The sequence below is a fragment of the Cytobacillus sp. FSL K6-0265 genome, from assembly GCF_038003465.1.
In the GTDB taxonomy this organism is placed as follows: Bacteria; Bacillota; Bacilli; order Bacillales; family Cytobacillaceae; genus Cytobacillus; species Cytobacillus stercorigallinarum.
On the sequence record NZ_JBBOPE010000001.1, the window covers coordinates 4,188,081 to 4,207,869 of the forward strand.

Annotated in this window: 20 protein-coding genes; 5 read left to right on the plus strand and 15 right to left on the minus strand. The window is 38.2% G+C overall.

The genetic code is table 11. From position 1 onward, the window contains the following. Positions 1-5: 5 nt before the first annotated feature. Positions 6-983, minus strand: a complete 978-nt coding sequence (gene pta / locus MHH73_RS21165) for a phosphate acetyltransferase (protein WP_191816313.1) — start codon at positions 981-983, stop codon at positions 6-8. Between the two features lie 288 nt (positions 984-1,271). On the opposite strand from pta, the gene hemQ reads away from it, so the two are divergent. The 3 genes from hemQ (at position 1,272) to gerQ (ending at position 3,043) form a co-directional block, all read left to right on the plus strand. Beyond that, complete coding sequence (gene hemQ, locus MHH73_RS21170; RefSeq protein ID WP_341069289.1) at positions 1,272-2,024, plus strand: hydrogen peroxide-dependent heme synthase; 753 nt, start codon at positions 1,272-1,274, stop codon at positions 2,022-2,024. 135 nt (positions 2,025-2,159) lie between these two features. Beyond that, positions 2,160-2,582, plus strand: coding sequence for a cell wall hydrolase (locus MHH73_RS21175; protein WP_191816315.1), 423 nt, complete (start codon positions 2,160-2,162; stop codon positions 2,580-2,582). A 20-nt stretch (positions 2,583-2,602) separates the two neighbouring features. Next, positions 2,603-3,043, plus strand: a complete 441-nt coding sequence (gene gerQ / locus MHH73_RS21180; protein WP_191816316.1) for a spore coat protein GerQ — start codon at positions 2,603-2,605, stop codon at positions 3,041-3,043. Between the two features lie 46 nt (positions 3,044-3,089). On the opposite strand, the gene MHH73_RS21185 is transcribed toward gerQ, so the two are convergent. The 4 genes from MHH73_RS21185 to MHH73_RS21200 form a co-directional block, all read right to left on the minus strand. Next, entirely contained in the window at positions 3,090-3,461 is a 372-nt protein-coding gene (locus MHH73_RS21185) for a DUF423 domain-containing protein (RefSeq protein WP_191816319.1), read from the minus strand. Between the two features lie 63 nt (positions 3,462-3,524). After that, entirely contained in the window at positions 3,525-3,830 is a 306-nt protein-coding gene (locus tag MHH73_RS21190; protein ID WP_341069293.1) for a YwdI family protein, read from the minus strand. 20 nt (positions 3,831-3,850) lie between these two features. Continuing rightward, positions 3,851-4,021, minus strand: coding sequence for a uracil-DNA glycosylase (locus MHH73_RS21195; protein WP_191816323.1), 171 nt, complete (start codon positions 4,019-4,021; stop codon positions 3,851-3,853). A gap of 45 nt (positions 4,022-4,066) precedes the next feature. Further along, a complete protein-coding gene (locus MHH73_RS21200) occupies positions 4,067-4,732 on the minus strand; it encodes a uracil-DNA glycosylase (RefSeq protein ID WP_341069296.1) in 666 nt (221 codons plus the stop codon). 121 nt (positions 4,733-4,853) lie between these two features. On the opposite strand from MHH73_RS21200, the gene MHH73_RS21205 reads away from it, so the two are divergent. After that, on the plus strand, positions 4,854-5,489 hold the full coding sequence (locus MHH73_RS21205) for an aspartate/glutamate racemase family protein (RefSeq protein WP_341069298.1): 636 nt from the start codon (positions 4,854-4,856) through the stop codon (positions 5,487-5,489). A gap of 1,323 nt (positions 5,490-6,812) precedes the next feature. After that, positions 6,813-7,253, plus strand: a complete 441-nt coding sequence (locus tag MHH73_RS21210; protein ID WP_341069868.1) for a DUF2798 domain-containing protein — start codon at positions 6,813-6,815, stop codon at positions 7,251-7,253. A 409-nt stretch (positions 7,254-7,662) separates the two neighbouring features. On the opposite strand, the gene MHH73_RS21215 is transcribed toward MHH73_RS21210, so the two are convergent. The 10 genes from MHH73_RS21215 to MHH73_RS21260 all read right to left on the minus strand — a co-directional run bounded on the left by MHH73_RS21215 (position 7,663) and on the right by MHH73_RS21260 (position 19,571). Beyond that, on the minus strand, positions 7,663-9,522 hold the full coding sequence (locus MHH73_RS21215) for a peptidase G2 autoproteolytic cleavage domain-containing protein (RefSeq protein ID WP_341069300.1): 1,860 nt from the start codon (positions 9,520-9,522) through the stop codon (positions 7,663-7,665). Between the two features lie 298 nt (positions 9,523-9,820). Next, positions 9,821-10,141, minus strand: coding sequence for a hypothetical protein (locus MHH73_RS21220; protein ID WP_341069304.1), 321 nt, complete (start codon positions 10,139-10,141; stop codon positions 9,821-9,823). A gap of 131 nt (positions 10,142-10,272) precedes the next feature. After that, positions 10,273-11,070, minus strand: coding sequence for an ABC transporter permease (locus tag MHH73_RS21225; protein ID WP_341069307.1), 798 nt, complete (start codon positions 11,068-11,070; stop codon positions 10,273-10,275). Beyond that, positions 11,070-12,011, minus strand: a complete 942-nt coding sequence (locus MHH73_RS21230; protein ID WP_341069311.1) for an ABC transporter permease — start codon at positions 12,009-12,011, stop codon at positions 11,070-11,072. The genes MHH73_RS21225 and MHH73_RS21230 overlap by 1 nt, the downstream gene beginning before the upstream one ends. Further along, positions 11,972-13,072, minus strand: coding sequence for an ABC transporter ATP-binding protein (locus MHH73_RS21235; RefSeq protein ID WP_341069314.1), 1,101 nt, complete (start codon positions 13,070-13,072; stop codon positions 11,972-11,974). The genes MHH73_RS21230 and MHH73_RS21235 overlap by 40 nt, the downstream gene beginning before the upstream one ends. A gap of 21 nt (positions 13,073-13,093) precedes the next feature. Next, complete coding sequence (locus MHH73_RS21240; RefSeq protein ID WP_191816340.1) at positions 13,094-14,194, minus strand: ABC transporter substrate-binding protein; 1,101 nt, start codon at positions 14,192-14,194, stop codon at positions 13,094-13,096. A 2-nt stretch (positions 14,195-14,196) separates the two neighbouring features. After that, positions 14,197-15,165 (minus strand): TAXI family TRAP transporter solute-binding subunit, encoded by a 969-nt coding sequence (locus MHH73_RS21245; protein ID WP_341069318.1) that lies wholly within the window; start codon positions 15,163-15,165, stop codon positions 14,197-14,199. 557 nt (positions 15,166-15,722) lie between these two features. After that, positions 15,723-16,103, minus strand: coding sequence for a DUF3969 family protein (locus MHH73_RS21250; RefSeq protein WP_341069321.1), 381 nt, complete (start codon positions 16,101-16,103; stop codon positions 15,723-15,725). 181 nt (positions 16,104-16,284) lie between these two features. Beyond that, the gene (locus MHH73_RS21255) at positions 16,285-17,628 is read right to left on the minus strand and encodes a sigma-54-dependent transcriptional regulator (RefSeq protein WP_341069323.1); all 1,344 of its coding nucleotides are present in this window, start codon (positions 17,626-17,628) and stop codon (positions 16,285-16,287) included. Continuing rightward, on the minus strand, positions 17,625-19,571 hold the full coding sequence (locus tag MHH73_RS21260) for an ATP-binding protein (RefSeq protein ID WP_341069326.1): 1,947 nt from the start codon (positions 19,569-19,571) through the stop codon (positions 17,625-17,627). The genes MHH73_RS21255 and MHH73_RS21260 overlap by 4 nt, the downstream gene beginning before the upstream one ends. Positions 19,572-19,789 lie beyond the last annotated feature (218 nt).

Genomic DNA, 19,789 nt, shown 5'->3' on the forward strand with positions numbered 1-19,789 from the left:
CTTTACTATTCAGCTAAAGCTTGGCTAGCCGTAATAATCGCAAGCTTATAGACATCTTCCTCATTACAACCGCGAGAAAGATCATTAACCGGTTGATTCAAACCTTGTAAAATTGGCCCTACCGCTTCAAATCCACCTAATCTTTGCGCTAGCTTATAGCCAATATTCCCTGCTTCCAGGCTTGGGAATACAAAGACATTTGCTTGTCCCTCGATGGGTGAACCCGGCGCTTTCTTTTCTGCGACAGACGGAACGAACGCTGCGTCAAACTGAAGCTCTCCATCAATGACAAGCTCTGGATTTTTTTCTTTTGCCATAGTTACTGCCTCAATGACCTTATCCGTTTCTGGAGAAATGGCAGATCCTTTTGTCGAAAAGCTCAACATGGCCACACGAGGATCAATATCTACCATTTTTGCTGTTTTTGCACTCTCTACAGCGATTTCTGCTAATCCTTCTGCATCCGGGGAAATATTGATCGCACAGTCAGCAAATACGTATTGTTCTTCCCCGCGAACCATAATAAATACGCCAGAGGTCCGTTTCACTCCTGCTTTTGTTTTAATGATTTGTAATGCCGGTCTGACAGTGTCAGCTGTTGAGTGTGCCGCCCCACTTACCAAGCCGTCTGCTTTGTTTACATAAACAAGCATCGTCCCAAAATAATTTTCATCCAAAAGAATTCCCTTTGCTTCTTCCTCTGTTACTTTCCCTTTTCTCCTGTCAACGAATGCAGGAATCAATTCATCCATAAACTCACTTTTTTTCGGGTCAATGATTGTACAATTCACTAAAGAAGCCCCTAGTTTAGCGGCCTGATTAGTAATTGTCTCTTGATCTCCAAGTAAAATAGGTGCAAGAATGCCTTCCTCAGCTAAGCGACTGGCAGCAACAAGAATTCTAGCATCTGTACCTTCAGGAAAAACGATTTTCAAGCTCTTCCCAGTTATTTTTGCTTTCATTATTTCAAATAAGTTGCTCATCTATAAGCCCCTCCAATTAATCATTTAAATGAATTATTTTTCTCTTCCTCCATTACAATAGACCGCTCGTTAAATAGCAATAGAAAAGACAAATGTCGGTTAATTCTAAAAAATGAAATCCTTTAAATCAAACAGTGCAATGATACGCTTCTTTCATATCATACTTATAACCTATCCATTAAGCAAAATAACTAATCAACACGAGCTAGTTTTAATCGTGTGGTTTGCTGGCTAAACTATGTTATAGTAAACATGAAGTAAATAGTACATATATGAGGAGCGATGACAATGAACGAAGCAGCAAAAACTCTTGACGGCTGGTATTGTCTCCATGACTTCCGTGCCATCGATTGGACTACATGGAAAATGATTTCTAGCGATGAACGTGAAGCCGCTATTCACGAATTTCTATCACTGGTTGATAAATGGAACACAACGCAAGCTGCCGAGCAAGGTAGCCATGCACTATATACGATTGTCGGTCAAAAAGCAGACTTTATGATGATGCTTTTACGCCCAACAATGGAAGAACTAAATGAGCTAGAAAATGAATTTAATAAAACAAAATTAGCAGAATATACGGTTCCGACTTTCTCTTATGTATCTGTCGTTGAATTAAGTAACTATATGGCAGGAGATTCTAATGAAGATCCTTATCAGAATCCTCATATAAGAAGTCGATTATATCCTACTCTTCCGCAAGCGAAATATGTTTGTTTCTACCCAATGGATAAGCGCAGACAAGGTGAAGACAACTGGTATATGCTTCCGATGGATCAACGTCGTGAACTAATGCGTAGCCACGGCCTCATCGGACGCTCTTATGCTGGGAAAGTCAAACAAATCATCACTGGTTCAGTCGGGTTTGATGATTATGAGTGGGGCGTCACTTTATTTTCCGATGATGTACTACAGTTCAAAAAGCTCGTATACGAAATGCGTTTTGATGAAGTAAGTGCTCGTTACGGAGAGTTCGGTGCCTTCTATGTTGGTAATCTTTTACCAGAAAATGGTGTAAATAAGTTTTTACATGTTAATTAAACGAAATGGTTCCCGTCAATTTATTGGCGGGAGTTTTTTTGTCATAAAAGAAAAGGCTTATACATAGTTATAAATAGTGAGTTTATGAATAAGCCTCTATCTAGCAACATGGCAAACTTGTTAAGAGGTGATTGTATGGGTGTGATAGCCTACACAGAAGCAGATGTAAAGTTACTTGCAAGACTTTTGCGTGCAGAAGCAGAAGGTGATGGTAATCTTGGTATGCTAATGGTTGGCAATGTCGGCGTCAATCGCGTCCTTGGTAATTGCTTGGATTTTAAAGACATTACATCCATTAGACAGATGGTTTTTCAAAATCCTGGCGGGTTTGAAGCAACCCAGAAAGGCTATTTTTATCAAGCGGCACGATCGAATGAATTGAACTTAGCAAGAAGAGCTTTAAAAGGCGAAAGGCAACACCCTGCTAGTAATGCTTTATGGTTTTTTAGACCAGGTGGCGATTGTCCAGCACAATGGTATAACCAATGGAATTCAGGTAGGTTTAAATCACACTGTTTTTACATCCCTACCGAATCAGATTGCCCATCTGTTTATTAATTTATTTGGAGGGAAGTGCAATGACTCAACAAGGTTATCCTTATTATGGAGGGTATCCCCAACAACAACAGCAACTTAACCAATATCAGCAGCAACCTCAACAGAATAATTACAACACTCAACCACCTCAAGTAAACATACCAACACAAGGGATGCCGACGAACGTTCAAGGTCAATCAACAGGTCAACTGCCAATGGAACAATCCTATATTGAAAATATTCTCAGATTAAACCGCGGCAAGCTTGCATCTATCTATACAACATTTGAAAACAACTCACAGTGGAATGCCAAAGTGTTTAAAGGCATCATTGAAGCAGCTGGACGTGATCATGTCATTATTAGTGATCCCGAAACAGGTGAGCGCTACTTAATCCCAATGATTTATTTAGATTATGTTGTTTTTCCTGAGGAGATTGAATACTATTATCCGGCGCAATTAACTCAATACAACCCAAGATAATGAAAAAAAGGGCTGAACATCATAAATGTTCAGCCCTTCCTTATGATTATAGGTGTTTTACAGCAAACACGAGAATAAGTACCCAACCTATAAGGAATGCTACACCACCAATAGGTGTAATGGCGCCTAATATGGAGATTTTCGTTAATGCTAAAATATATAAACTTCCAGAGAAAAATAAGATACCAAATGCCATTAACCAGCCAGACCAAGTTAATAAGGAAGAGTCCGGCATTTTTGATAATAATAAAGCAACAATAAAAATCCCAATAGCATGGAACATTTGATATTGTACAGCTGTTTGCCAATTATCCATATACTTGCCTACTACTTTACCTTCTAATGCATGGGCTCCAAACGCACCAAATGCAACGGCTAGAAAGGCAAAAATCGCTCCAATAATAATGAATAGCTTCATTTATTTTCAGCCTCTTTCTTTTAAGTATGTATTTAGTATAACAGGTAAAACAAGCACAACTCCTTAAAAATCAAAAATCGACTCACCGTTTGCCTCATCACCCATTTTCATTGGCTTTTCATTCAGGCTCACCTGTTGAGGCGCGGGATTATTCGTCTGGGGAGTTACCATGGGTTGTTGCTGCGTTTGCGCCGCCCTTACTGCTCCCGTTGATTGATCAAGAATCACTTCACACAGCGTTTTAATAGCATGGACTCTTTCTCTTACTGCCGACTCGTTTAAACCTTTCGCCTCATTAATCTCAGCTTCCATTTTACTTAGCATTTTCTCGATTGAAATACTCATGTATTCACCTACTTCATCTACCATCTTTTTCTTCCTACAGTGTATCAGTTCTTCTTTTCAAAACGCAAACACGATTGCCCTGATGCAGCAAGAACCTCCACCGATGGCCACTTTTTTGTTTTAAAACCAAATGCCTTGCAACCTCTTGGAAATCTTTGATCCCATGTAACATAAAAATATTTACATTTCACACAGCTTAGCTTTTGCTCTGGCAATTCGACAACCTCCCTTCCGTTTCACGTGAAACATGACGAAAAGTCTTATATATTGTCTATTTTCCAATCTATCGGTGTTTCTCCCCATTCTAGCAATTTTTGATTGATTTTTGAGAATGGCTTGCTACCAAAGAAGCCTCTATGGGCTGATAACGGACTCGGATGGGGAGCGAGGATAGTGGCATGTTTTTCTGTATTAATTAACTTTAACTTCGCTTGCGCTGGTTTTCCCCACAACACAAAAATAACAGGCTTCTCTCTATGATTGAAAGAAGTAATAATATGATTCGTAAACTCTTCCCATCCTTTCCCGCGATGAGCATTGGCCTCTCCTTCTCTTACTGTTAATACCGTATTTAATAATAATACCCCCTGCTTCGCCCAAGAAATGAGGCAACCATGGTTAGGTATGGGACAACCAATATCTGTTGCTAATTCTTTATATATATTTCGTAAAGACGGAGGAATTTTTACACCAGGTTGGACCGAAAAGCTTAAGCCATGCGCCTGATTGGCACCATGATAGGGGTCTTGACCAAGTATCACTACCTTCGTCTCTTCAAAGCTCGTGTATTCCAACGCATTAAAGATATTTTCCTTTACAGGATAAATCGTATGATGCCGATATTCCTGTTCTAAAAAGCTCATCAACTGTTGAAAGTAAGGTTTTCCTTTCTCCGGAGAAAGTCTTTTCTGCCAATCCCAATTCATCTCTTTCTCTCCTTCATTAGTTTTTATACTATTTTCATTGTTTATTAGATATACTATAGAGAATACAATTAACTGCTCGGAAAGGAAAGCACGAAGCGGAAAGGATGAGGTGATAGATAAAATGAAGGTTGCCTTAATACACGCAACAACGACTGCCTTAAAGCCTATAGAAGAAGCGTTCAGAAAAGTGGCGCCTGAAGTTGAATTATTACATTTTATGGATACTCACTTGCTGACGATGATTGAAGAAAGCGGCTCATTGACACCGGAAATTGCTCGTCGCTTCTCAAAATCTGTCTCCTTAGCGGCGGAAGCTCGCCCTGATTGCATTCAGCTAACATGTTCGGCATTCAACCCTTTAACCACAATCCTTCAACCACTTTGTCGGGTGAAAATGTTCCGTTCAGACGAAGCGATGCTAGATGAGGCTTTAGAGTATAATCGAATCGGATTAATCTCTACCGTCAGGGAAACACCTGAAGCGCTAATTAATTACTTACAAGCACGCCAACCAAACTGTGCCATTGAATCTGTTGTTGATCCTGGCATCATTCATTTACTCTTCCAAGGGAAAAAAGAAGAACATGACGAAAGAGTCCGGGGAATGGTGACGGAAATGGATGGGAAAGTAGACGTCATCGTCCTCTCGCAATACAGCATGGCACATGTAGCTAACCAAGTAACAACAAACACCCCTATTCTCGTTGCACCGGAAGCAACTGCGAAACGGTGTTTTCAATATATACTGCAAAAATGATTTAAGAAACAAGCATCATCACTGCTTGTTTCTTTTATTGCACGAAATGGGTTATGATTTCCATTTTGACCAATTTCTCATACCATCTAAGCCTATCTCCCCTTTGCTTCAACTTTAAACAAGGTAATGATACATTCATATAATAGTTGTAATTACTTAGTAGACATTTGCACGTTAAACCTTTCTAGCTTGATTAAGTTTCTACTTTTTTTTATATTTCAAAAAATCCCTTATTGATAAAAGACCATCCAATATTGTTGCTACGGCTTCTAAAATCCAAATCATATGATTTGTTCTCCTCTAGTAATCTTAATTGGATGGTTTTTTTATAATAAACTCGTATTAATCCAATTAGAGTGGAATAAAATGAATAATATTATTCTATATAGGAGGAACTATTTTTGGATTCTACATTTAAACAAAGTCGTTTTCCCATGATATTAGGAGTAACGTCTATATTATTACCATATATCGGGATTATATTTGGAGTATTCGGGATTTTGACTTCTTCTAAGGTAATTAAAGACAGGGAATACATTGGAGAAACTAAATGGGCAGCAAGAGGTAGAATCCTGAGTATAATCGGAGTTTGCATTCAATTTATCCTTATAATTTTATTATGTTTATCAATTATATTTTATTACATTTTACATAGCATTTGATTCTACATGAATAAGAGTTTTTCTATACAAATAATTATACATCGCCCTTTTATTAATGGTGGGCTCTTGTTCAGGTTGAGCTGCCAAAACCAGGCGGCTTTTCTTATTCCATAAGAGGGGTAGCTTCCTGTACAGATTGTGAATAAATGTACCTAAGCTAAAGATTCCTTGAATTCTTCAAAAGCTAGCTTTATCTCATTTTCACTTGGTCACTTACTTCTGAAATGTTACTACCCTGAGTTAAAACGAATACCCTAAAATCGGCAAATTATTAAAAATAAGTCACGCAACCTTTGATGTCTGGGCATCTTCTTTTAGTTTAATGTTTCTTCAATCTTCTGCTCTGCTTCCTTCAAATATTTGTCAAATTTATATTCTACTTACCCCCTCCAAATTCCGCACACCATTTAAGATTCTAGAAAATGGTACCTATTGATTAAACTTCTACCTTTATAAATTTTAAACGAGCGAAAAACTAGATTTTATTAAGTTAAAAACTCAAAAAGCTTTATTAAGGAAATTAAATCTCTTAGTAAAATTCACAGAAATGTCACTTATGAAGAAAAAGTGGAACGGATATAATTACATTTATTCTCTAAAAAGAAAGGTTGTTTTTCATTTGCCTAGTAATAAAAAAGAAGGCATTATTTTTGGCCTGTTCATGTGTTTTGGGATGGTTTTAATCATGTCTGTTTACAACTCTGCTTTACACGGGTTTTCATCGTATAGCGTAGAAAAAGCTTTGATTCAATTTGTTATAACATTTATTGTTGCTTTTATTGCAGAGTCTTTCGTTGAGCCAATCGCACACAAACTGGCAAGATCTCTACCTTATGACCAAACAAAAGAATTAAACTTTATTATTGTTTTTGCTTTTTGTATGGTTCCTATGATGGTTGTCATCATGTCAGCATACGGAACAATCTTGACAATGATAACGGTCGGGATTGAAGGTTCTATTTTAACCGCTTATTTAAAAACAGTAGCCTTAAATATCATTGTAGCCCTTCCATCACAGTTATTAATCGTCGGTCCTATCTCGAGGAAATTATTCTGTAAATATATTAAACCAGCGATACAAAACACAGAACTTAACGGATAATAACAAGCAAGCCGCCTAAGGGCCGCTTGCTTGTTTCATTAGTAGCATGTTAAATACTTTCTTCTTGGCTTTCTTTACTACAAAGTATACTCTATCAAAAAGTTAAAAAAGATTTATTATAAAAGACATGATAGTAGTAAGCTACATTACTTATAAATGAGGTCCTTCTGCCATTCATGTGCTGGATCGTTTCCATCTTATTCAATTCTTCACACGGATACCCTTTAAGACATAGGCGGTGTTTAGGCGAAGCAAAAACAGCATAAGCCCCGCCTATTAACCGTTGCTTAGCATGGAGACAGAAGAATTAACAAATGAGGAACGTTGCTAAATGGTATAAAGAAGATGCAGATACGAAACATAATTACCATGATTAATAGGTTGGGGCAAACCATGTGTTAAAGGATGGTCATGATTTATTATCCAATAGCTGTTGTAACATCTGATTTTGCTTTGATAGTTGTTCTTTGAGTTGAAAAATTTCAGTTTGATTTGATTTATTTTGTTGCTCCAAGTCCTGTATCTTATTAATGAACAGTCTACTTTCACCATCATTAGGCTTCAACAAAACAAGTATCTGATTGGGACCTGTCCTTTTAATCACACGGAAACCTTCCTCTGATTGTGTTGCTATCCCTTCATCATTAGGGCAACAATAACTATTCACTTCACAACTGCCATCATCTCTCAAAAGAATTTGCCCCACTAGACCAACCGGTACCCACTCTGCACGTTTCTCACGTGGAATATATTTTTTTTGTGCATCCCACAATGGATTTATGACAGGTTGGGTTTCTTTGCTCGCTGGAATAAGGATATTTCCTTCTTTATCCTTAATTTCTGGGATTTCTACTTCCTGATATTGTCTTCTCCCCCATTCGTCTAATTGATAACGCCCCTGCCAGCTTAATCCTGCACTATTACCTATAATACTAGGAGTCGCGCTCGTAATTCCTAATATATAATCATCTGAGGTTGCTTTTTTGATTCTATTTCCTACGAGTGTCACAAAGTACCCCACTTCTATTTCTTTACCATCTACAGTTTCAAACATTTCTGCGAAGTCAGCTCCACCAGTATTATACGAAGCCCCATCAATGTACATTTCTCCGTTACTGGCTAGCCATTTTGCACCTAAACCTCTACTAATACTACTCGTTCCATTACCAATAAACCATGAATAATCTTCCTCTACATCTCCATAACGACCCATAATATGTGTAGCTGTAAAACCTGCTGCATTAGTATTTATTCCTTCTGCGTGGGACATTTGGCCACTTGCAATGGTGAATATCCCTTCTGCATGAGACATAGCTCCACTCGCTGTTGTTTCTTGTCCTTCAGCGTGTGAATGATCTCCTGTCGCTATTGTCTGACTTCCTTCTGCATGGGAATTAGGGCCACTGGCTATTGTTCGACTTCCTTCTGCATGAGAGTTTGGCCCTGTCGCATTAGAAAAAAAACCTTCTGCATGGGAAAATGCTCCACTTGCCTCGGTTGAAAATCCTTCTGCATGAGAGTTCTCCCCACTTGCCAACGTCTCTTCACCCTCTGCATGAGCAGCTAAACCTTCTGCAGTCGTCAGGATTCCTTCTGCATGGGCACCGGGCCCGATTGCAATACTCGCCCTTCCTTCTGCATGGGAAGCTTCAGCCGTTGCTTGCGTGTTACTTCCTTCTGCATGGGAATATGCTCCCGTCGCTTGCGTATTAATGCCTTCTGCATGAGCGGCTACTCCGATTGTGGTAGACTGAATCCCTTCTGCATGAGAAGCTTCACCGAAAGCCAGTGACGCAGATCCCTCTGCATGTGAGACAGTACCGCTTGCTTCAGTTTGAAATCCTTCTGCATGAGAGGCTGTGCCAAGCGCCCGCGAGCCGCTTCCTTCTGCATGAGCAGAATTTCCAGAAACAACGGTATTTACTCCTTCTGCATGCGACGCATCTCCTTCAGATACTGTATTGTTTCCCTCCGCATGCGAAGCTTCACCGATAGCAAACGTGTTAAATCCTTCACTGTGAGAGGCTACGCCAATTGATTGAGTAGAGGAGCCTTCTGCATGGGAAGATCCACCAAAGGATTGACTACCATATCCTTGCGCATGAGAAGCCTCACCTGCTGCCGTTGTAGTACTTCCCTCTGCATGAGAAGAAACGCCGCTTGCTACAGTATCAATACCTTCCGCATGAGAAGAAGCACCACTTGCAATTGTATTCGCCCCTTCTGCCTCCGAACAGTTGCCTGAGGCATTTCTGTTACATTCAACCATGATGTTATTACCCCCTAAATTAATATAATTCACAGGTCATTATATGTAATAATCACAGTTGTGCTTGGACAAACTTACTATTTTTCATTTTTTTCATGATACAATATTCCTATTTTGTGACCAATTGTAGGAATCCCTGTTCTTTTTATAGCTGTTAAGGTCACTTGATGTTTCCAACCTGTACTTCTTCAATAAATGATAAGGAATTTAGATTTTTTTCCTAAAAGTAGTAAATTTTGTGAGACCTGATAGGTTCAGAATTCAATTTTTTGTTACATTCAGGTTTGTATGAAAAAAATTACTCATTTGGTTCAATCAAATATTTAGCTTCTGCTTCAATCATTTCTATATAGTTGTGTTGTTTAAAAGGTTTAGTATGTTTATGAATCCTTCTTAGACTTCCTTTTACCAAAGTTTTTTCGTTCAGAACATCTACAACAACGGTCAAGTAAACTTTCTCATCATACTTTACTAGCCCAGTCACTTGGCCATTTTCTATATCAATTATATATTCAGGAACGACCTTTAATGGAGCAAATAATGTCCATCCTGTATTTCTAGACTTTCTTCCAAACATCCGGAATAACAGATACCGATAAATTTCTTTCAATTTTCTCATTTACGTCCACCCTTATACATTTATTAGTCTAACTTTCAAGACCTTCTTTGTTTTTCCCTGCTATTGTTGTCATTAACGAGGAAAAACACGCACAAAAAAAATGTGCGCGTTTAGCCAAATAAAAGAAATGATTAATGATGACCTCCACCAAAAACTTTTCCGACACCGTGGATTTTCTCTAATATGACGATGAGAATCACGGAGATGAATATAACAACACTGGATACAGAGGCAACAATTGGATTGTAAGCATCTTGCATGGTAGAGAATATTTCAATTGGTAAAGTACGTGTTTCAGGTGAGATCATAAAGAGTGAAACCGTTACATTATCAAAGGATGTTAAGAAAGCGAAAAGGCCACCTGAGATAATTGCTGGTCGGATTAATGGAAGCGTGATTTTCCAGAAGACCGTCCATGGGTTGGCGCCTAAGATTGCTCCGGCTTTTTCTAAATTATAATCAAAACCACTTAAGCCGGTTAACACTAAACGAATGACGTATGGAATGCAAATGATAATATGTGAAATCAGGAATCCTATTGACGTACCCGCGAGCATTAATGGTGTAAAGTAAATTAATAATGCTATCCCTAATACAAGCTGAGGTACACTAAGTGGCGCCGTTAAAAAGGATGTAATCACTGACTTTCCGGGAATATCATACTTGGCAATTGCTAGTGCACCTAGTGTGCCGAATATAACAGCAAATAGGGCAGCAAGCACGGCAAATTGCAAACTATTCATGAAGGCGTCAATGAATTCAGGTCTTTCTAAGATTTTCGTATACCATTGAAACGAAAATCCTTCTGGCGGAAAGCTTGGATAGCTTGCTTTTGTAAATGATGCAGGGATGACAGCGATTAGTGGGATTAGGATATAGATAATCCCAATAACAGCTAATGCTCCGCGTAATTTCCCGATGGCATTCATTAACGGAACACCTCCTTGAATTTACTCTTCTCAAACCCTCGAGTAAATAAAAAGACTGATAGAAGCGTTGTCCCAAGCAAAACGTATGATAATGCCGATCCAAATGTCCATTGCAAGAGGTTATTAATTTGGTCGTATACAACAACTGGCATCACAGGCACATTCGCTCCACCCATAAGCGCCGGTGTTACGTAGGCACTCATCGATAAGCTAAAGACTAAAACGCAACCAGAGACAATACCTGGTAAGCTCAGTGGTAATGTAATCGATAGGAAGTTCCTTAATGGGCTTGCACCTAATATGGCTGATGCCTTCTCTAATGATGGGTCAATATTGTATAAGCTTGTGACTATAGCTAGTACCATAAATGGTAAATAGGCGTTTGAAAGACCTATAATGACACCAACCTCTGAAAACAATAGATTCATAGGCTTGCTAATTAGACCCAGATCCATTAATAGTGTATTAACGGTCCCATTCGGTAGAAGTAATAAATACCAGCCAAAATTACGAACAACAATACTAACTAAAAGCGGTGAAGCAATGAGTAGTGTAATAAGTGCTCGTATTTTTGCTGAAGCCTTTGCCATCGTCAAGGCGATTGGATAACCCAATACGAGCGCAACTAGACTAGATAATAAGCTAATCTTAACCGTAACCCATAAAGAGTTTAAATAATAGCTATCGGTAAAAAGCGTGATATAGTTTGATAAACTGTAACTAGCTCCTTCACCACTTAAGTTATCAGTTGAAATAAAGCTTAAGTACAAAATATATAGCATCGGTACAACAAAAAATCCAAATAAGAACAAGAGGATTGGTGTTAACAATAATAAGCCAGGTGCCCATGGCTTCCGTTTTTTCGCGCGCTTCTCTTGTTGCGGTGGTTGTTCCTTAGGTGCTACTCTTTTCTGATAATTTTGAGCTCTTGCGGCTTCCATCCAACAAACACCTCGCTTCCCTCTTTCCATGATGAACGGTACTCATTTGTTAATATTTGCAGTGATTTCCCCATAAATGCGACATCTATTTCCCATGAAGTCCCTAAGTAATTCAGTTGTGTGATTTTCGCCGGATGTAGTTCATACCCATCGACAGCCTCTTGTGACTCAGAAATATGAATGTTCTCTGGGCGAATGTATAACTTCACTTCATCCCCTTTTTGGAAGGTGCGATTCTCTCCGATCACATTATCCCAACTTACTGATGTGACTTCTTGACCGGCTTGAACCATAATCCGCTCTTGATCTGTTGATGTAACCATACCTTCAAAAGAGTTAGATTTACCGATAAATTGAAAAACAAATTCGGTTTTTGGATGTTTATAGATGGATGTCGGCGTACTAATTTGTTCAATCTTACCTGCATTCATGACTACGACACGATCGGAAAGCGATAGGGCTTCTTCCTGATCATGGGTAACAAAGATAGTCGTTACACCGATTTCTTTTTGTAACCTTTTGATTTCTAAGCGAAGCTCATGCCTTAACTTCGCATCAAGGTTCGATAATGGCTCATCTAATAATAATAATTCCGGTTCGACAACCAACGCTCTAGCGATGGCTACTCGCTGTCTTTGTCCACCTGAGAGTTCCCGCGGATAGCGTTGTTCTAACCCTGATAACTTCACAAGTTCAAGGACGCGATCGATTTTCTTTTTTTGTTCTGATTTGGCAATTTTTCTTAATTTTAAGCCAAAGTTTAAGTTGTCATAAACCGTCATATGTGGAAAAAGAGAATACGTTTGGAAAACCATGCCCAAATCTCTTTTATATGGAGGCACCTTTGTCACCTTTTTTCCTTTAATAAACACATCTCCTTGGTCAGCCTCAAGAAAACCCGCAATTAAATTTAAAGTGGTCGATTTCCCGCACCCAGAAGGGCCAAGCAAGGTGAGAAGCTCACCCTGCTTTACTTCTAAATCGATGGAATTAAGAACAATATTTGATCCGAATTTCTTTATAGCTCCCTTAATTTCTACGTCGCTTATCGCTGTCGTCATCTCATTATGCCTCCTCTTCTATTATTCTAGTAGTTTGCCAATTTCAGGAACGACTTCTTTATTCCAACGATCTGACCATTCCGCTCTAATTTCTGCGAATTTAGGTACATCTGGCTTAAATGTCGGGTCATCCTCTGCTATCCCAATAGATTCTTGATATTTTTCTGGTAGATCTACGCCTTCAACAACTGGATAGAATCCTTCCTCTGCAATTAACGATTGGGCTTCTTCACTCACAAGATAATCAATAAATTGGAGAGCTTGCTCTTCTTTCGGTGTGTTCTTCACTAAAGTTGCACTAAAGGCTTGTAGTGGAACTCCTTCTTTTGGAATGGCCATTTTAATCGGTATGCCTGATTCAGCTAAATCACTAATAACATAAGAACCTAAGACAGATAGGTCAGCAGCACCTTGTTGAATCGCTGGCATCACTTGTGTGGAGTTTTTATAGAAAGTAGTTGAATAACCTGCCAATTCCTTCGCTTTTTCTATACCTGGATCAATGTTATCTGTACTGCCTCCATTTGCCATTGCTAAAGCGTTTAATGTATTAAATCCCCAGTCATTTGTGATATCAACAAATGCAGTTTTCCCTTCATAATCTCCGGATACAAGGTCATTCCAAGATTCAATTGGTCCCCAACCATTCTTTTCGAATGATTCTGTATTATACGCTGGGGCAATGGCTAAGCCAAAAACAGGCGCCCCCGCACCCTCAACAGATACGAAATCATCAATAACATTGGTGAAGTTTGGTACATTCTCTTCACTTAATATCTCAGTTAAATCTTTTTCATTCGCCCGATAAACATCAGTTGGTACAAAAAAAGCGATATCAATATGGGGCGCATTCTTTTGTAGCTCTACTTTAGAAAGAATCTCTCCAGATAATCCTGGGATATAATTCACTTTAATACCGGTTTCTTCTTCAAATTTCGGTGCGATCACATCTCTTATCGTTTGTTCAATCACGCCACCATTACCTGCTACCGTAATTGACTTATTATCTGAGTTTCCACCTTCCGAACTTGCTTGTTCTCCGGATTTTTGTGGTGTTGGTGCCCCACAAGCAGCTAGACATAGCAACATAAAAATAGATAATGCCGTAATGACTTTTTTCATTTTTACTTTCCCCCTACTTCGTTTATATATTGTTTGGCACCTGGATGAAGTGGTATCGCTATATCAGTTGCTGCTTCATCAACCGTCATATTTGCAACAGCCGGATGATAGGCGGCCCATTCATCTAAGTGCTCATAAATACCTTCTACAATGTGATAGGCCAGCTCATTAGATAATTCTTCATTCGCATACAGCACGTTTTGCACTGTAACTGTCGGTGTAGGCTCCGTTATCCCCTCATATGTATGACTCGGGATTTCTTGCCAATCATAGCCCTCGTACTGCTGATTTAAGCGCTTACTTGCTTCCTCATCTACCTTAACTAACGTAAGGTTCTCCTCCTCTAGCAATCGTTCAATCACTGGATTAGGTAATCCGGATGAGAGGAAGGCAACGTCAATGGTGCCATTGTTAATACCCGCAGCTGATTGGGTAAAGGATAAATACGAAATATCCATTGTCTCTTGACTAAGTCCTGCTGCATCTAACAGCCTTTCTGCCGTAAATCTTGTGCCACTTCCTTCTGCACCTAAACTGACTCGCTTCCCTTTTAAGTCAGATAAGGATTCAATGGATGGATCTGACGTTACGATTTGCATATAGTTGCGATAAAGATTGGTTAATACCTTTAAATGTTTTTGTGATAATTCATCAGAATACAAAACATCCGCCATCGATATCCCAAGTTCAACCTCGTTACTACTTACGAGCTTCGCATTTTGAATCGAGGCATTTGTCACTCTCGTACCAAAAGCGGCCTCATTATACTCCTCTAAAATCGTCATTAACCCCGCACCTAGCGGATAGTACACACCTGATACATCACCTGTTGCCAGCACGATTGACTTTTTCCCAACCGCTAACTCTTCTGATGGGGCCCTACTTGGATCATAAGAAGATCGGATTTCGGAATGTGCATTCGTACAACCGCTTAAAAGAAAAATAATGGCTACCCATAATAATGACTTCATCCCTACTAACATCCTCCCTTATTTTTATTAATGCAATTATTGTGCCAAAATTCATAATATTGATTTATGTATGCGCTTACAAAGTTCAGAAAAAGAAAACCGGCAACTTTTGCCGTATGTTGCGGAAAAAATTGCCGGTTTTAACTTTTAGTTATTGCTAAATAAAATAAATTTTATAAGAGTTATCCATTAACACATAAAAAATAAATTTCTAAATTTTTTCTTCATTTTCAGTAATGCCTTTTGACACACTAAGAGGGCTTTGGTGAAGTTAGTCTATCGACTCCTTAATGCTCCCTTCAGTCCGCTTACCGTTGACAGACACCGAAAACTTCCTTCTAAGCAATATTAAAGTAGTTTCCTTTAAAATTAATGCCCAAAATCTAAAGAAACAACACTCAATCCAAAATGTTGCTTCTTTAAAGACACTTTTTTTCTCTTAAATCATTCACATAATTTACTAGTATATTTAAAAGATGGCTACTTATTTAGTCCGAAATTACACAGTTAAATAACTGTTATTCTTTACAAAAAAACCCTTATTTTATGAGGTTATTTTAATATTTTTTTATTACTTTATCTTGAAATTTATGTTCTTTTCTTTTTTGTAATAAAGTCATACTTTTTTCTTTAATTTCTATTAAACTTTGAGATAAATTTTCTGGTATTAAACTCTCTACATCTTCTAATTCTGTTCCTAAATGTATAACTTCTAATACTTCTTTTGAAATTCCTATAGAGTCTACTAATTCCATTATATAAGGACTAAATAAAATGTTTTCTGACTCTTCTATTGTTATCAAATTTTCATTTATACCTTCAATCAACCCTATAACATTTAAAAGTATTATTTTTTCTAATTCTTCTTTACTTGTAGTATTTAATAACAATTGATTCATATTACTATTTAACACTCCAACCACTTTTGACTTTACCATCATATACTAAACCTGATTTACTTTGAAAATAATGAATAGAAACCTTTTTCCATGTTCCACTTTCAATTTATCTTAACATCTAATAAGAATTTATTAATTGTCTCATATAAAAGAGACTGTCTATCGTGGTCATATAATGTGCTTTTCCAAATGGAACTAAAAATGTAACAGTTAAACTTGTTTATTTCTCATAATTCTTCAACTTATCCCGCAAACTCCTCTCAGAGATCTGCAAGGAGTGAGCGGTTTTTTGCCTATGGTCTTTATAGTGCTTGAGTGTAGCAGTGATGACTCGCTTCTCTACCTCTTTCATCGGAATGCCAAGTGGTAATTGAATCATTTCATCCTCTTCAATCGGATGTTCGGCGTGACCTTGGACGAAATGCGGAAGGTCTGTGACATCGATTAATTGATTAATTGATAATGCCACGGCATACTCGATAATATTGCCGAGTTCTCTCACATTACCTGCATAGGGATAATGGAGAAGGACTTCCATCGCTTTTGGGGTCAAACCTTCTTTTTGTTTGTGCATTGATTGATTAAATTTTTGAATCAGATGGTTGATGAGTAGCGGAATATCTTCTTTTCTTTGCCTAAGCGGTGGCATATGAATAGGAATCACGTTTAAGCGAAAGTATAAATCTTCGCGGAATTCCCCGTTCTTGACCATTTGCGCGATATTTTTGTTGGCTGCGCTAATAATACGGATATCGAGTTGCTTTTTCTTATTTGACCCAAGTGGTGTGACTTCACGCTCTTGGATGACTCGTAATAGCTTTGCTTGCAGAGACAGCGGCAATTCACTAATTTCATCCAGAAATAATGTCCCGCCGTTTGCTGCAACACATTTGCCATCCTTTGTTTGTGTTGCTCCTGTAAAGGCTCCTTTTTCGTAACCAAACAGCTCTGACTCTAGCAAATTATCAGGAATAGCCGCACAATTGACTATCTCTAATGGACCTTGATACCTTCTACCAGAAAAATGAATTTCCCTTGCCACTAATTCTTTGCCTGTTCCACTTTCCCCCGTAATAAGTACGCTTGAATCGATGTCCTTAATGCGATGAATCATTGAGAATACTTGTTGCATCGCCTTGCTTGTCCCTAAAAATGCACGTGCTTCCAGTTGTTTATCTTTTGGCTCCAGCCGATTTGAGACTTGTTTATATTGCAGTGCGCGCATGATTAGTACAGATAATTTATCCATATCAATCGGCTTTTCAATATAATAATAGGCACCTTGCTTAATTGCCTCAATCGATGTCTCAATGCTAGCATAGGCTGTCATCATAATGGCCGTGAGCTCTGAACGTATTTCCTTCACTTGCTTTAAAATATCTAAACCGCTAACATCCCCCATTCTTAAATCTAATAAGACGATATCGATTCGTTTATTTTTGACCCACTCTATCCCTTCCGCTGGGTCTATAGTTGTATATACTTGATAATCATCTTCTAAGGCAAACTTAATGGACATACAAATCGCTGCTTCATCATCAATGACGAGTAGACCTGGCTTCATTTGAGCGAATCCTCCTCTCGATAAATGGGTAAAGTAATGACGAACCTAGTCCCTTCTTCCTTCGTACTTATTACGCTAATGTCTCCATTATTTTCTTGTACTAAATGATAAGAAAGTGTAAGCCCTAGACCGACTCCTTTTGCTTTTGTCGTATAAAACGGATCAAAGATATGATGTTGCTGCTCCACGCTCATCCCTTCTCCGTTATCTTTAATAGAAATCTCTCCACACTCTTCATCTAGATGATACATCTCTAACTCTATACGCTTCCCAGTAACGTTCTTTACTGCATCAACAGCATTCAGTAGAATATTCAAAAGTACTTGTCTGATTTGCTGAGGGTCAATATAAAAGACTAACCCCTCTGGTACTTTTAATTGAAAGTCAATGTGCTCATCCTTCATCGTTACATGTAAGAATGTCAACATAGTGGTTAACTCAGATGCAGTACATCGCTGAATACGTGGTGTACTTGGTCTCGCATAATCAATAAGATCGGTGACAATCTGATTAAGCCGGTCAACTTCTTTTGGTAAATGTTCGACTAATGTCTCTTGAAAGTCTTTTTGCGCTATCTTTCTTGGAATTAAATTGATAAATGTTTTAATAGATGTTAGCGGGTTTCTTATCTCGTGAGCAACACCGGCGACTAACTGCCCAAGCGCATGAAGCTTTTCCTGTGTGAGTAATTTTTGCTCTAATTGGACCTTTTCCGTTTCATCTCTAATAGTCAGCAAATATCCTGCTTGATTTTCCAACGAATTATACATCTCATTCAGTGAGTAATAGATAATTTTCCGTTCGCCGTTTCGGTGGAACACGAATTGTTTGGCACTGTCATGATAGAATTGCGTTCGTACTTCTTTAAAAATGGGAGACTGCTCAATCCCTTCTTGTTGGGGCCACTCTAAAATATCAAGTGCCCTTGGATTGCAACTTGTCATCATAAAATTTAAATCAAACGTAATTATGCCAGCATCTATATTATTGATAATTTGCTCTTTAAAAGCATTGCTATCCGCGGTGCGTTGCCGCTGATCATGCAAATCCTCATTCAAAAGGGTTAGTTCTTTTGTCTGTTCATTGACAGCTAATTTCAACCGATAATTCCATATATAAATGAGAATAAGAATAAACCCACCAATGGCCATAAATATCGATAAAATGGTAATAAAATCCTTTAACCTTGTGATTTCCTCTTCATTTTCACCTTTCGTCCAAAAATCAACAAGCTGGTTCATTTCCCCTGTTGCCTTTAAATCAATGATGGCTTTATCTAAGAACTGTCGAAATTCTTCGTCCCCTTCTTGGACAGCGACAGCATAATCTGCAGGATCCAAAATAATATCTAACACAACATATTGATTCTCTAACTCATAACGATCTAAAAAAAATAATGAGGTCCATTTGTTTCCAATAAAAACATCGGCGCGGCCATTCCAAAGCATAAATAAACCGTTGTATTGGTTAGTCGTCATGGTAAAGTTATTATTTCGCAAGTTTATTAATGTATTTAATCCAGCCGTGTCTTCTTTTAAAACAATATGCGTATCCCGCAAATCTTCTATATTCTCTACTTCGTCTTTCAAGCGCCTAGGTATCACCAAAGAATCCGACATCGTAAAATAAGGGGTGGAAAAGTCCATATAATTCTCTTTGTCTATACTATAGGTGACCCCGGCAACACCTTCTATTTCTCCCCTTCTTAACGCTTCCTCCGCTTTTTTGCCATCCATAGGAATAAATTCAAACTTCACATTATTTTTGTCAGCGATCCTTTCTAAGACGGCAATGCTTAAGCCCTTTAGTTCGCCGTTTTGATTCAGATAAGAAAATGGTGGAAACGCCTTTTCTGCCCCTATTCGATACACTTGTTCTTCTGCTAATACATGAGTAAACGGAAAGAGAATGACAAACATGAAAACGAGCAATACTTTGCGCAATATGATCTCCTTATTATGTTAGAAAATTATAAATATTTTATATTTAAATAATAAATAAATCACTTTCATAACACAAGGCTCCAAAGGACATTTTTATCTATCAGATAACGATTCTATTTTTCATTAATAGACAATAAGGTTTAATCTATTGTGAAAAGGATATATATACACTAAGAAGAGACACAAGATACTCTTCAAAAAAGAGGAGGATGTAAACT